General features: G+C 41.9%; 14 protein-coding genes. 4 read left to right on the top strand and 10 right to left on the bottom strand.

Annotation, left to right across the window (positions count from 1 at the left end; translation table 11 throughout):
* Positions 1 to 110: 110 nt before the first annotated feature.
* On the bottom strand, positions 111 to 632 hold the full coding sequence (locus ACFPA1_RS05080; RefSeq protein WP_378581618.1) for a cupin domain-containing protein: 522 nt from the start codon (positions 630 to 632) through the stop codon (positions 111 to 113).
* Between the two features lie 288 nt (positions 633 to 920).
* Here ACFPA1_RS05080 and ACFPA1_RS05075 point away from each other — a divergent pair, with 288 nt between their 5' ends.
* Complete coding sequence (locus tag ACFPA1_RS05075) at positions 921 to 1,118, top strand: hypothetical protein (RefSeq protein ID WP_213115843.1); 198 nt, start codon at positions 921 to 923, stop codon at positions 1,116 to 1,118.
* Positions 1,119 to 1,211: 93 nt separating this feature from the next.
* Here the strand turns inward: ACFPA1_RS05075 and ACFPA1_RS05070 are convergent, their stop codons facing one another.
* From ACFPA1_RS05070 to ACFPA1_RS05060, 3 genes are all read right to left on the bottom strand, one after another.
* Positions 1,212 to 2,582: an MATE family efflux transporter gene (locus tag ACFPA1_RS05070; RefSeq protein WP_378581617.1), complete on the bottom strand. Its 1,371-nt coding sequence runs from the start codon at positions 2,580 to 2,582 to the stop codon at positions 1,212 to 1,214.
* A gap of 190 nt (positions 2,583 to 2,772) precedes the next feature.
* A complete protein-coding gene (locus tag ACFPA1_RS05065) occupies positions 2,773 to 3,090 on the bottom strand; it encodes a hypothetical protein (protein ID WP_241113886.1) in 318 nt (105 codons plus the stop codon).
* A gap of 88 nt (positions 3,091 to 3,178) precedes the next feature.
* On the bottom strand, positions 3,179 to 4,462 hold the full coding sequence (locus ACFPA1_RS05060) for an MFS transporter (protein ID WP_378581616.1): 1,284 nt from the start codon (positions 4,460 to 4,462) through the stop codon (positions 3,179 to 3,181).
* Between the two features lie 196 nt (positions 4,463 to 4,658).
* On the opposite strand from ACFPA1_RS05060, the gene ACFPA1_RS05055 reads away from it, so the two are divergent.
* Positions 4,659 to 4,940, top strand: coding sequence for a hypothetical protein (locus ACFPA1_RS05055; protein ID WP_378581615.1), 282 nt, complete (start codon positions 4,659 to 4,661; stop codon positions 4,938 to 4,940).
* Between the two features lie 785 nt (positions 4,941 to 5,725).
* Here ACFPA1_RS05055 and ACFPA1_RS05050 read toward each other — a convergent pair.
* On the bottom strand, positions 5,726 to 6,556 hold the full coding sequence (locus ACFPA1_RS05050) for a hypothetical protein (protein ID WP_378581614.1): 831 nt from the start codon (positions 6,554 to 6,556) through the stop codon (positions 5,726 to 5,728).
* Positions 6,557 to 6,719: 163 nt separating this feature from the next.
* Here ACFPA1_RS05050 and ACFPA1_RS05045 point away from each other — a divergent pair, with 163 nt between their 5' ends.
* Positions 6,720 to 7,934: an MFS transporter gene (locus ACFPA1_RS05045; RefSeq protein ID WP_378581613.1), complete on the top strand. Its 1,215-nt coding sequence runs from the start codon at positions 6,720 to 6,722 to the stop codon at positions 7,932 to 7,934.
* Between the two features lie 214 nt (positions 7,935 to 8,148).
* Positions 8,149 to 8,886: a protein-glutamine gamma-glutamyltransferase gene (locus tag ACFPA1_RS05040; protein ID WP_213140251.1), complete on the top strand. Its 738-nt coding sequence runs from the start codon at positions 8,149 to 8,151 to the stop codon at positions 8,884 to 8,886.
* A 71-nt stretch (positions 8,887 to 8,957) separates the two neighbouring features.
* On the opposite strand, the gene ACFPA1_RS05035 is transcribed toward ACFPA1_RS05040, so the two are convergent.
* The 5 genes from ACFPA1_RS05035 to ACFPA1_RS05015 are packed head-to-tail and all read right to left on the bottom strand — an operon-like array spanning position 8,958 to position 13,445.
* On the bottom strand, positions 8,958 to 9,953 hold the full coding sequence (locus ACFPA1_RS05035; RefSeq protein WP_378581612.1) for an ABC transporter substrate-binding protein: 996 nt from the start codon (positions 9,951 to 9,953) through the stop codon (positions 8,958 to 8,960).
* Positions 9,954 to 9,976: 23 nt separating this feature from the next.
* On the bottom strand, positions 9,977 to 10,744 hold the full coding sequence (locus tag ACFPA1_RS05030) for an ABC transporter permease (protein WP_378581611.1): 768 nt from the start codon (positions 10,742 to 10,744) through the stop codon (positions 9,977 to 9,979).
* Positions 10,734 to 11,504, bottom strand: coding sequence for an ABC transporter ATP-binding protein (locus tag ACFPA1_RS05025; protein WP_378581610.1), 771 nt, complete (start codon positions 11,502 to 11,504; stop codon positions 10,734 to 10,736). Before ACFPA1_RS05025 ends, ACFPA1_RS05030 begins: the two co-directional genes overlap by 11 nt.
* A complete protein-coding gene (gene tenA, locus ACFPA1_RS05020) occupies positions 11,479 to 12,150 on the bottom strand; it encodes a thiaminase II (protein ID WP_378581609.1) in 672 nt (223 codons plus the stop codon). The genes ACFPA1_RS05025 and tenA overlap by 26 nt, the downstream gene beginning before the upstream one ends.
* Positions 12,147 to 13,445, bottom strand: a complete 1,299-nt coding sequence (locus ACFPA1_RS05015) for an acetylornithine deacetylase (protein WP_378581608.1) — start codon at positions 13,443 to 13,445, stop codon at positions 12,147 to 12,149. The genes tenA and ACFPA1_RS05015 overlap by 4 nt, the downstream gene beginning before the upstream one ends.
* Positions 13,446 to 13,493: the final 48 nt, after the last annotated feature.

Raw genomic sequence — 13,493 nt, 5'->3', positions numbered from 1 at the left:
CTGTTCCCCCTTTTGCTGAACGAAAAAATATTATGACCAGTCGGTTTATTTTAATTATAGTATTAATCACCATAACTTATCAATGAATTCATCATTTTTCTACATATAATTTATTCTGGCAATTCTTTATACGCCAGTTTCAAAATGATTTCTCTATGCTGTGGATATTTTTGCAATAGCTCGTCCTGTGTAAACAATTCAAAATCCTGAAAATCAAAGCCAGGTGAAACCATGCAGCCTACTAGCGAGCATGTTTCTTTCTCCATGACTGATGAACCGAAAATAGCGTTTTTGGGGACAAGCGCTTGCGGAACTTCGCCATTGTTAAAATTCAATCCAAGCCTAATTTCCTCATATTCTCCATTTTCATGAATGATATGAATAGTCAAAGAGCTTCCACCATGAAAATACCATAATTCGTCTGACTTCAACCGATGAAAATGGGAAACGTCATCAGACGTCAATACAAAATAAATACTTGTATACAGCTTTCGTTTTCCATTATAATTCACAGTTAACTCTTGGTCAGATATTTGCTCGGAAGATTCAAAAGTTCGTTTATAATAACCGCCTTCCGGATGAGGCTCCAGCCCCAAATTTTTCACCAAAGAATCCAGCATTCGAATATCCATATATTTACTCTCTCCTTCATAGAGAACTATTTAAAAATAATTTTTAATTTTTGTTTGAGGTCCTGATTGTCTAAATATTCCACATAAATAAAATAGTAAGATAAATTTTCCTCCGAAAGTATTTTTTTAAATGTTAATTTGTCTATTGAGAAAAGTCAAATCTATGAATATGCTTCTAGGAGAATATGAAAAATTTGTATAAATTTGATACAAAATAACGATGGACTATTTTTAAAAGCCTGCTATAATGCAATATATAAATATATTACACACGTAAAGGTGGGCATTATGGGGAACACTTGTAGATATGTTGTCAATGCTCTTGGTAAGGGTGGGGAAACATATTATACACAATGCAGAGATAAGCAAGAATTGAAAAAGTGGATTACTGATAATCAAGAAAAATTAGTTATGAATGAACTGCAAATCACAGATAAAAACCAAAATCCATTACTAAAATTATTTGGAATAAAAAAGTTTTTTTAACTAAAAGACGCCATTCTGATGCAATGGCGTCTTTTCATTTTATTAACAGAATTTCAGAGTGATTGATTTAGTGAAATAGCGTTTCAGGCAGATTTACCCCACTTCCAACATTTCAACGTTAGTAAATTTGTGTTTTTGGATGTAGATGAGCCTGATGGCTAAAGCGATTCCTGCGGCAAGGAGACCGATGGTGAGGCCGATCCAGTAGCCCCTTGCCCCTAATCCGGTATAGTGTGCCAATAGGTATCCAGCAGGCAAACAGATGAGCCAGTAGGCAACTAATGTCATAATAAAGGCCAAATTCACATCTTTATATCCTCTTAACGCTGCCTGGGCTGTTGCCTGGATGGCATCGGAAATTTGAAAAAACAAGGCGAAAATTAAGAAGTTTGCCGTCAAACTAATAACGGCCGCCTCATTCGAGTAAAACCCTGCGACCTTGTAGCGAAAAGCCACCACAAATAATCCTGTCACAAGCGCAGTCACCACCGCCAAAACAATTCCTAGCCAGCTATAGACCTTGGCATCCTTATAGCGGCGGGCACCCACTTCATATCCGACTAGGACCGTCTGTGCCATTGAAATGCTGATAGGTATCATGTACAGGAACGACACGATGTTCAAAGCCGATTGATAGGCAGCAACAGTTGTTACATTAAACTTACTGATTAAAATGGTAACGACTGCAAACATGCTTGTTTCAAAAAACGTCGACAACCCCATCGGCACTCCAATTTGTAAAATCTCTCTGCACTTCGTCCACGAAAATTGCTTCATATTACCAAATACGGGGTACGCAGAGAATGGTTCTTGTTTTAACACAATTAAAACCGTAAAAGCTAAAATCACCCAATAGGTAATCGATGTAGCATAGCCGGCACCTGCACCACCTAACTCAGGAAAACCCCATTTTCCAAAAATAAACACATAGTTTAACAGAAAATTTACAGGCAGGGACGAAATCATGATCACCATAACAACACGGGTTTTTCCCAAAGCATAAATAAACGAGCGCAATACATTAAAAATGAAAAGCGGCAAAATCCCATAACTAAGCCCGACAAGATAGTTAAAAGCTGTATCCTGCACACCTCTTGGAAGATTCATCGTTACTAAAAGCGGTGCCAATATAAAGAAACCAAAAACAATGATAACCAATGTTAAAATGATAGAAAGATACACACCATGCTTAACCACGGCTGCAATTTCATGGCTCTTTTTTTCGCCCAAATATTGTGCAGCAATTGGCGATACTGCCAGGAGAATGCCGCTCAAGCCTGTAAAAATCGGATTCCAAACTGAAGAACCAATCGCGACACCAGCCAGGTCGGTTGAATGATATTTTCCCGACATGATCGTATTGAAAAACACCATGGAAAACATCCCAAGCTGGGTGATTAAAATTGGAACTAACAGAACGAAGATTTGTTTTATTTTATCCTTCAAGGTGATAGCCTGATTCATGGTAGTAAACTCCTTAAAAATACATTCAAAAAATAATTATACTAAATATTTGTTCCAATTTCCTCTATTATTTTCGTTTCTGTGGTTCACAATATCCGCTGGGAATTAAACAATAAGCCCGCAAAAATTAAAAGCAGGAGCCATAGCCCCTGCTTAATTCACGAACAACCTGTTCTGTTAATTAACCTTTTCAGCCTTGGCCTGGCTGGTAGGTACCGTGGCCGTGATGATATCCGTGGCCTGGATAATAGCCGCCGTGGCCGTGGTGATACCCGTGGCCTGGATAATACCCGCCGTGGCCGTGGTGATACCCATGGCCTGGATAATACCCACCGTGGCCGTGATGATACCCATGTCCCGGATAAAAACCGCCATGGCCGTGATGATAGCCCATTCCCGGATAACCAGGATAACCCATGCCTGGGTGCGCACCCGGATATCCCATTCCCGGATGACCAGGTGGTGCATAACCTCCGCCTGGTAAACCAATTGTTATTTGTCTATCCATTCTTTATCTCCTCCTCAAAATGGTTACAAAATTAGTATATGTGTCCAAATTGAATGAGGGATAGGCTTATTGCCCAATTACTCCAAGCTTATACAATTGCTTCTTCACTTGGCCTGTTCACTTCGCGCTGATTTTCCTTGATCATCATTCCGCCGAGTAAGCCAATCAGCGCGAATGCGGCAGGAATAATAAACCCATAGTGGTACCCCACACTTGCACCGAATGAATGAAAATGGTCTAATACCTTACCAAAAATGCTTGGTAAAAGGACCGCGCTGATAAAACCCCCAGTGTTCGCAAATCCTGTGACTACGCCAACCTCCTTAATAGGGAAAGACTGACGGACGACCGCAAAGGTTAATGTACTGCCGCCATTTCCGTAACCTATTAAAAAGAAAAGCATATATAGAAGGAAAACAGGCGGATTTCCACCGAAAAGCAGAATGATAGTCCAGCTTAGAAAAATAACAACATGAACCAGGACATATGGTCTTTTGAGTGAATCAATCCGTGCTGAAAACCAGCTTGTTACAGGCGCACCGATGATGGCGCCAATCAAGCCTATCATAACCAGCTGGCTGGCAGCGGATCTTGTCATGTCATATACGTGCATTCCGTATGGTACAGCCCATGAACCAATAAATCCAACATACGTCCCTACCGCTCCAAAATGACAGAAAAAAGCTGCCCATGCCTGACGATTTGAAAAAATACGGCGCAGCATCACCAAGGTTTTTTCCTGCCTCGGCTGTTTTTTAAGATAAGACTTTTGCGGCTTGGTTTGGTTCAGGCCCATTTGATTTGGCTTCATGACCAAAACGTAATATAAAAGAATTCCAGTAAGGCAGAGAATAATACCCGTTGTCAAAAAAGGCGATCTCCAGCCAAAGGAGGCAATGAATGCAGAGAAGGGAACTGTCGCCAATAAAAACCCTAAGCTTCCGGCCATTCCTGCTAAGCCAAGCAATTTTACAAATTCATTGGCTCTAAACCACCTGCTTAAAATCAACACCAAATTGACCCAAATGGCGGCATCCCCTATTCCTACCAGCAATCTTGCCGCAAAAAGGATGGCTTCATTCGAGGCAGTACTATAAATAATTGTCCCAAGCCCCGTTAGGAGGGTACCGCCAATAAGAAAATAATTTGGACCCAAACGGTCAGATAAAATCCCAATCGGAATTTGCAGTCCGGCATACGCCAAAAACTGTATACTTGCCAACAAACCAATCGTGGCTGCTGGTAAATGGAAATCCTTCATTAATTGATCCGAAATTAATCCAGGTGCTGTTCTTTGACTTACAATGATAAAATACGTAAACAACACTGCCGTAAAAACTACCCATCTATACTTGCTATTTCGTTTTTCCAATGTTTCATACCCCTGTTGTATTGATTATTTCCCTTATTATACTCCATATTTCCCTAGATGAATTCCCTAATTTCCGATGGAGGCGGTTACATATAAAAAAATTTCAGTTCTCGAAATAATTGCTATTTGTGATTCCCGTCACCCCGTTCCCTCATCCATTTTTACTAAAATAAAGCTACAGGGGAAGGTGATAAAATTGGAAAAAAGAATATCTAATTTTTCTATTTTTGAGAATTACCATGATAGGCAGGTCGTTTTAAACTACTATGAGGACGAAGATTTTTTATGGAAAAGAGATGGGTTTCATTTTGATAAAATACAATTTTTAAATGGAGTGCTTTTATTTACAAAAAAAGATGGAAAAACCTTTTCCATTTCCATTAAGGATTATGAAACCGTATCACTAAATACTGATTTTCAAAACTACTTCATGTTACGCAAGGGCTGTGACCGTATGGAAATGTATTTTCCAAATTGAACCGTCGAGAAAGGGTATTTTTTTCGGCAATTTTTTATTTTGTAAAAACCTAAATTACCAACCTTTAGTTGTTTATCCCTGCTAACTGGCCTGTTGATTTCCGCTCCGGGCACTCGCTTTCCGCGGGGAGCTCCTGGAGCCTCCTCGGCGCTTTGGCGCCTGCGGGGTCTCCAGTGACCTCTATATCCCGCAGGAGTCGAGTGCCCTCCGCTCCAATCAACAGGGAGGCAAATCAACCTAAGTTTTGCAACACACCTTTTCCGTCCTTGCAAAGTGTGTTGCAATCTTTTTCATATCTTGACAGACTGTAATAAGGTGAGTCTGTTCTCTTACATTATTCAATGCCCGTAACTAAGAAGAAAATTGAAACCAATCTATATGTAAATCAAGCGAAAAAGGTTGTCGTCTGGACTAATCCATCGATAGAAACAAATTCATGTTCACTATGGCAATACTCTTTTGGCTTGAACATTGAATTCACCACTTATTTTAATTGAGTTGTAGAACTTTATTGAATACACCTGTTGATTGGCGCGGAAGGCACGAAGACTCCTGCGGGAGTACGGGGCAGGGGAGACCCCGCAGGAGCTTTAGCGACGAGGAGGCTCCCCGGCACGCCCGCGGAAAGCGAAGTGCCGGGAGCGCCAATCAACAGACTTGTTGAAAAGACTGATATTAATAATATAATATCAAATTAACGCGGTTAATCATTAAAGAATATGAGTAAAATAAAAGGCTGTCGATAGTTTCTTGACAGCCTGGGGGACCAAGAAAGGTCCCTGTTTTTATTGTTTCGTTATTTTTGAAGGATTATTAATTTTATATAACACGGGCACTTCGACAGTGAACTCCTCCGCCGCGTCCTTCCCTTTTGCAAGTTTTTTTGCGGCCACCTTCCCATCGAATTCGAGCATATCTCCAGGGGCAAGCTCAAACTTTTTCAATGTTTTGCTGTGGCTGCACCAGGCAAGCCCTAGATCGAGAGGATTTTCCTGGACGATTCGGACATTTTCAAGGACAACGACTTCATCGTTTTCCTCGTTAAACGCGTTGTAGGTCAGGGCGAATTGCTTCACAGTGGCTGTAAAATGCACTTTATCTGCAGGCAGCTCTATTTTAAGCGCCTTTTCCTTTTTAGGTTTAGCCTCCTTCACTTTTGCCGGTTTGGCCGGCTCGGCTTGGGAGTTGATTCCCTTTCTTTCTGCTTTACTTTCCAGGTCGATTTTTGCAGATTCCTCCTGACTAACTGCGGTATCTACTTCCTCTACCTTCACATCCCGATCCTCCAGCGTAAGCATACTTTCCTTCCCGAAACTTGCCTGCTGCATTTCCTTTAAATAAGCCGGGTGAATACAGCTAAGGTTTCCATCTGAAAATTCTATTACAAGGGTGTAGTTTTGATTTCCGTACATTTCATAGCCTTTTATGCTTACCAGGCATTGAAATCCTCTGTCCTTATACCAAAATTCTTTTTTTGCTGCTGACAACCCCCATTCCTTCAACTTCCCTTTAAAATCCTCTTCGCTTTGAAAGCTCTCATATTCTCCCATTGGCGGTATGTATTGGGTTAACTTCTTTTTCGTCAATTGAGACTGCTGTGCTGCCAAATATTGCACATCCTTCCATTATTAATTTGTATTTTATTATAGCATGTTCTTCTTGACTGGCCTAAAAACAGCTACAGTGATGATGGGTTTATTTTTTGAAAAATACTTAGTGCAACGAAGATTTTTGGATGTATAATAGCTTTGTATATTTAAAGATGAACGGTGGAGACAGATGCGTACTTATAATGAAAAAATCAGCATATATCATGGAATGGTGTCGACAGTTGCAACAAACTTGGCAAGCAATTATTTTCCTATCTTTGCTATTTCCATCCTTGGGGCGAGCAATTATCAGGTCGGATTAATCAGTTCTCTGCCGCCGCTTGTCGCCCTCATTATGACCATTCCTGCTGCTGTTATCTTAAATCGGTTGGAAGAGCAAAAGAAAACCGTTGCCTTGTCCGTTCTCTGGGCAAGGGTATTGTTTTTATTGCTCATTGGTGTGGTTTATTTGCAGTCATCCATGCAGGCATGGACATTTTTATTGATTATTGCCTTAATGAATGTTCCCGGTACCATTTCAAACGTAGGCTGGCAGACATTAATCAGCGGGATGATTTCCGAAGAACGAAGAGGTACATTTTTCAGCGACCGTAACCGGCTTTTAACGTTGGTAGGAATGGTAACAACACTGATTATCGGGATTGTCATGAAGAAAGAAACAGATAACGCGGCTGCATACCAGACCTTATTTTTTATGGCCGTTACCTTTGGTGTACTGGAAGTTGTTTTCTTAATGAAGCATAAGGAAACGATAAAGTCAAAACAGGTGAAGGAACCGAAGAATTCTTCGATGGATTGGTCAATTTTTAAGGACCGGGGCTATAAATGGTTTCTGATCGCTGCCCTTTGTTTTAATTTCACTTGGCAAATGGCTTGGGGTCTATTCAATATTTATAACGTAAAATATGCTCATGCCACGATTCTGTGGATTAGTATTTTCTCTGTTGCGAATCAGCTAGTACAAATATTTTCCTATCCGCTCTGGAAAAAATGGGCGGATCAAAAATCCAATACATTAATGCTCGTGTGGGTGGCAGCTGGAATGGCTACTGCGCCTTTCTTAAATGCTCTATCTACGAACCTTTATTATTTAACGTTTGTCAGCATGACTTCGGGATTCTTTGTATCAGGGACCGTGCTGCTGTTGTTTAACCTATTGCTTGAGCAATCACCGAAGGAAAAGAGAACCTATTGCATTACAACCTACAACGTTCTCCTCTCCTTCGTCGCCTTCATCGCACCGCAAATCGGCATCTGGCTGCTCGAAATCGGCGGAATCATCACCGCCCTCAACATCAGCACCGTATTTAGATTCATGAGCGCCCTCGTCTTTCTGCTCATGTACATGAAATCCTTGAAAGTGTCAATGAAGGTATCTCAATGAAGGTTTTAATCCGTACGAAGGTGTCAGGCACCTCTTGATGACAATGTCCCCCTGAGACGGACGCATAATATGGAAATTGCTCTTAAAAAGTTGGGGTTTTTATCCCAACTTTTTGTTTTTCAAACTAGGCAGTGAAGAATTTATTTTAAGTGTCACAACTAAGGATTATTCATAATGTAAAGGTAGGCTGATATCTGATTTCGGGGGGGAAAATATGATTCGTATCAATAATCAGGTTGTTAAGGCAGAGGAGCTTTATAAACAAATCACCAACCAAGAGCAGCGTAAAATAATAAAACAAATGACTGCTTATGAAGAGGTTTATTCGTATCAAACCGTGGAGCAGCTTAAATTCGAACTGACTTTTCGGTCCAATACGATGAGAGCTGCCCGTGAACTGAACAAGAGCGGCGCAATATTTACAACCTTTACCTATGCAATCTGCAATAAAAAATATTGGGACCGGCTCGGCAACGGAGGGTTCCTACTGAAGCCAGGAGCAAGTCCTTCGACTGCTATTCTAGACATCTTAAAAAACGGAAAGCTGTATGCTTTTGAGTGTTCCACTGCTATAGCCATTGTTTTATATATTGCTACCCTTTATTCAATTGGCAGAACGCGGTTTGATTTGCTGTTTGAACGCCTATATTTAATGGACTGGCAATTTGATGAGGATTTGCCAATCTACCAAAAATTCGGTGATGATTATTTACCAGGAGATGCTCTTCATTTCAACAATCCAGATTTCAGTCCAAAGGAACCTCATTGGAGAGCGGAAAATGTCATCTATTTTGGCGGCGATCAATACTATGGCCACGGAATCGGTATCCGAAACGCCAAAGTCATTATAGACTTCCTAAACAAAAAACGAAAACCCAGCCCCAACCACTCAGCCTACCTGATGAACATGATCTCTCGCCCAAATTATTCATATTTTCTAACATATCAGTAATGGTTTCAGGCACCGCGCGTGGACATTTGTCCACTTACGGTGCCTGACCATGACATCAAGATTATTATTTATTAAAAGTTAATATAGGCATCTTCTGGTTTGATATCTTTATTGATGATTTTGGTATCCTTTAGCCATTTAGCAGCATGTTCCCAGACTACAGAATCCTGGTAGCCGAACGGCTTATCTCCTGCATCCATCAACGGCAGCAGAATTTCGAGGCTCTTCGTCTCGATGTCCTTTTCCAGTGGCGATGATTTGTCTTCATGCTTTAATAGAATGGACAGCCCCTCTTCCGGATGGTCCGCAACATATTTTTGTCCATCTCTTATGGCAGCCATAAACTTCTTAAATACTTCAGGTTTTTCCTTTAACCCTTTTTCACTTCCTACCAGCACCAATTCATAATAGTCTGGTACACCATAATCTGCTGGATTTAACGTACGCATTGGGTGTCCCTCTTTATCAAGCAATAATTTCTCATGATTGATATAGCCGCCAATCAAGGCATCGGTTTTTTTCGTAGCCATCGCCGGAATCAAGTCCCAGCCGACATCGACCATTTTTATCTTTCCAGCATCTCCGCCATCTGCCTTTACCATCGTTTGAATGATCGCCTCATCTAAGGGAATCGATGGATAGCCGATGGTCCGTCCAGCCAAATCCTTCGGTGATTGAATCGGGATATCGGCTGCAACCATTAATTGGTTAAGCGGATGTCTAACGAGAGCAGCGAATGACCGGACAGGAATATCCTCTCCACGTGCTACTAATACCTGCGGCTGGTAACTGATCGCCATGTCAAATTTACCAGCGGCCACAAGTTTTAAAGGATCGTTCGTGTCTGCAGGCATTTGAATGTCGACATCCAGTCCTTGTTTTTTGAAATAGCCCTTTTCCTGTGCTGCAAAAAGAAACGAGTGAACGGCATTCGGATACCAGTCAAGCATCAAGCTGACTTTCTGGAGGCCCTCCTCTTTAGCGGGGGACTTATCGGCCCCTGCCTTCCCGCATGCGCTAACCAACAGAAGCAGCAAACTCACCATAACCAATAAACTTTTTTTCACAATAATAACTTCCTTTCAGCAAATTAACGAATCTTATTTTTTATTAACTTTTTTTCTAGTAAGCTTATAAACAAAAACAATACAATTCCCATTAAAGAAAGCAGAAAAATAGCTGCAAAGACCGAATCTGACTGGAGATTTGAAGACATCCTCCGGCTAAAATAGCCCAGCCCTTCACTTGCCCCCAGCCACTCTCCGATAGTGGCGCCGACGACACAATAAACCACCGCCATCTTCAAACCGGACATGATGGATGGCAAGGCCATCGGAACCTGCACCTTTTTAAAAATTGTCCAGCGTCCGGCCCCCATTGTTAACAGTAATTCACGATATTCGCTTCCGCCCGCCTTCAACCCGTCATAAGTACTCACAACGATTGGGAAAAAGGATACCAATATTGTCACAGCAACCTTGCTCCATATCGTGTAGCCGAACCACATGATAAAAATCGGCGAAATGGCAATCATCGGGATCGTTTGCGAGATGATTAGAAAAGGATAAAGCACTTTTTCTAATATCTTAGAAAAATGCATACTAACGCCTAATAGCAGCCCTCCTATAAGCGAAATTCCAAAGCCAATCAAAACCTCTAAGAATGTCGCTGGTAAATGCTCGCCCAAAAGAATCTCACGATTATTCACAAGTGACTCGCCGATTGCCGTAGGTGCAGGCAATATAAATGACGGCACCATTCCAGCTTCAACTACCCACTGCCAAATATTGATTAAACAAATGGCCGTCAGCAAAAACAAACCGTATTCTCCGGCCCATCTTTTCCATTTACTCCTCATGTTGTATCAGCCGCTCCAATTCTTTACGCATCGAAATAAACTCTGGTTGATAAATAGATTCTGAATTTCGTGGTCTTGGCAGGTTGACCTTGTATTCCAAGACTCCTCTATTTTGAAGGAGAAGAATTCTATCGCTTAATAAAATTGCCTCCTCGAGATCATGTGTGATGAACAGGACGGTCTTTTTAAGCTCACCCCATAGCCCCAATAACCAGCTATGCATGGTTCGTTTCGTTAACGAATCCAGCGCCCCAAACGGTTCATCCAACAATAAAAGTTCCCTGCCTGTCATAATGGTCCGTAAAAAGGCGACACGCTGTTTCATTCCCCCTGATAATTCATCTGGATAAGCATTCTCATATTCCTTAAGGCCAAAACGGGATAACCAAGCACGGATTTCGTGTGCCTTTTCCCGCTTGTCCTCTTTCGCGATTTCTGAGGGCAACAGCACGTTTTCCATTACCGTCCGCCAAGGCAGCATTAAATCTTTTTGCGGCATATAGCCAACTTTTCCTAGTCTGCCTGAGGATAGATTCCCAGCAATTTGTATTTTTCCCTGGCCCGGTTTAAGCAGTCCGGTAATTAATTTAAAAAGTGTACTTTTCCCTGACCCGCTTGGGCCAATAAGGGAAACAAACTCCCCCGCCTTTAAATCGAGCGAAAGCTGTTGAAAAATCGGCTGCATATCCCTATCAAACGTATATGTTAAATCTTCGATGTGTAACATATTTGAATTAGACAGGCCAATCTCCTCCCTCATAGACCATGTCCCAGAACATATACTCAAACCTGGATGTGGTGAGAAAATGCTCTTCTAAAACCGCCAATTCTCGCTCTGGTTTTCCTTCCGTTAATTTATCTAACAAATCGATTAGCCAGAGAGCCAGCGACCCGAATTCATCAGAAGAGTACATTTTCACCCAGTCGCCGTATAATAGATGATCGCTAGAGTTTTGATAGTTTTCTGCTAGCATTTTACCGATTTCCCAATAGCTCCACATACATGGCAGCAGACTTGATATTAATTCCTCCAAAGAACCATTTTGAGCCACATTTAACATGTAGCGGGTGTAAGCTAAATTAATCGGAGTAGGTTCGGTGCCTTCAAGATCCTGTTCCGTAATTCCAAACCGTTTCGCATACTCGCGGTGCAGGTCCATTTCACCATGTAAGGTTTCATCTAAAAGCTTTGCAAAAGCTGCCATGGTCTCAACATCTCTCGCCTTCACCGTTCCAAACGCAAACAACTTTGAATAGTCAATAAGAAACACATAGTCCTGCTTCATATAGCGGATAAAAGATTCGACCGGAAGATCGCCACGTCCCAACCCGACTACGAATGGATGCTCATGTGTTTTCTCCCAAATTCCCTTAACTTTTTCAAAAAGCCGATCAGAAAATTTCATTGGCTATACTCCTCCTTTAGTGTGTTGCACCAGACAGCAATAAATTGAGCTAACACTTTTGTAAAGTCTAACAATTGCCGAATCTCGACCTTCTCATTAACAGCATGGGCATCCTCTAGTTTTCCCGGCCCAAAAATAACTGTCGGAATTCCTGCACGGCCAAGCCAGCCTGCATCTGTTACCGTCGTTGACATATCCAGTACAGGCTTTTTCATAAGCGTTTTTTCAAAGGAGCTTGCCAGCATTCGGGTTCCTGAATGGTCCACATCAAGCTCCAAGGAAGGAAATATTTCACCACGATCGATTATCATGGATTTACCGCCCCAAACAAATTCCGGTGGATTGTCACGAAGCCATGGATCCGCAGCTGCCACTGCACCAATATGTTGCTCAATCTCCTTTATAATCTCTTCGTAATCTTCATTTGGGTAGAAATGAACGGTAACCCACAAGGCGCAGCGGTCGGCAACAAACGCAGCATGCCTTCCGCCCTCGATTACAGCAGGATTAATTGTATTCATACCTGGTGGAAAACCTTCGTAACTTTTTGTCACAGCCCAGTGGCGTTCAAGGTCTTGAAGGCCTTCGATGATTTTCGTCATTTTTTCAATCGCACTGGCACCATTGATGCCCCCGCCGGCATGAATCAGCCTTCTCCTCATCCCATCATGATAGGTTTCTTTGCTTTGAATCGTTATCCAGCCGGTTATGACGCCGCCCTGCCCTTGAATATGTAAATCACTTGTGTCAACTACCACTGCATAGTCAGCAGAATAGCCCCTTTCCAAACAAGCAAGCGTTCCTGCCTCGCCAACTTCTTCTCCGATAACAGACTGAAATTGCAAATCTCCTTTAAGCGGAACCCCAAGCTCTTTTAAAAGTTTTATAGCAATGAGGGATGCGGCAATACCGCCTTTCATGTCGGCAACACCGCGTCCATATATATAAGAATCCTTGATTCTGGCAGAAAACGGGTCCGCCCCCCATTCCTTCTCGTCGCCAACCTCAGCAACATCCACATGTCCATTGACAATTAAGCTGCTATATTGCTCAGAGGATTCACCCTTTAAAATTCCAACCACATTCGAATCCCCAGGATATACTTCCCACATATCGGTATGAAATCCCATGTCTCCTAAATAGCTTTTAAGAAACTCCTGGATTCCCGTTGTATTCCGGGCCGGAGGACTTTCAGTCGGAAACGCAATTAGGTCGCTCAAAAGTTTAAGCAGTTCGGCTTCCCTAGCTTCCACTTCTTGTCCGATCGTTTCTATTAAATTTTCCAGACAAACCATTCCTAAAGCCTCCTAAATTCATTCTAGGTTTTAAAAAAATAACACCCA

The organism is Neobacillus sp. GCM10023253 (assembly GCF_042653105.1).
In the GTDB taxonomy this organism is placed as follows: Bacteria; Bacillota; Bacilli; order Bacillales; family Cytobacillaceae; genus Neobacillus; species Neobacillus citreus.
The sequence above is the reverse complement of the archived record's forward strand: the minus strand, read 5'-3'. Positions and strand labels throughout refer to the sequence as shown.

Excerpts from the sequence above, each read along its gene's own strand:
- ACFPA1_RS05070 (WP_378581617.1), bottom strand. The coding sequence starts at position 2,582 with ATGAATCAGGCTATCACCTTGAAGGATAAAATAAAACAAATCTTCGTT.
- ACFPA1_RS05045 (WP_378581613.1), top strand. The coding sequence starts at position 6,720 with ATGCGTACTTATAATGAAAAAATCAGCATATATCATGGAATGGTGTCG.
- ACFPA1_RS05030 (WP_378581611.1), bottom strand. The coding sequence starts at position 10,744 with ATGAGGAGTAAATGGAAAAGATGGGCCGGAGAATACGGTTTGTTTTTG.
- ACFPA1_RS05065 (WP_241113886.1), bottom strand. The coding sequence starts at position 3,090 with ATGGATAGACAAATAACAATTGGTTTACCAGGCGGAGGTTATGCACCA.
- ACFPA1_RS05025 (WP_378581610.1), bottom strand. The coding sequence starts at position 11,504 with ATGAGGGAGGAGATTGGCCTGTCTAATTCAAATATGTTACACATCGAA.
- ACFPA1_RS05040 (WP_213140251.1), top strand. The coding sequence starts at position 8,149 with ATGATTCGTATCAATAATCAGGTTGTTAAGGCAGAGGAGCTTTATAAA.
- ACFPA1_RS05075 (WP_213115843.1), top strand. The coding sequence starts at position 921 with ATGGGGAACACTTGTAGATATGTTGTCAATGCTCTTGGTAAGGGTGGG.
- ACFPA1_RS05080 (WP_378581618.1), bottom strand. The coding sequence starts at position 632 with ATGGATATTCGAATGCTGGATTCTTTGGTGAAAAATTTGGGGCTGGAG.
- tenA (WP_378581609.1), bottom strand. The coding sequence starts at position 12,150 with ATGAAATTTTCTGATCGGCTTTTTGAAAAAGTTAAGGGAATTTGGGAG.
- ACFPA1_RS05015 (WP_378581608.1), bottom strand. The coding sequence starts at position 13,445 with ATGGTTTGTCTGGAAAATTTAATAGAAACGATCGGACAAGAAGTGGAA.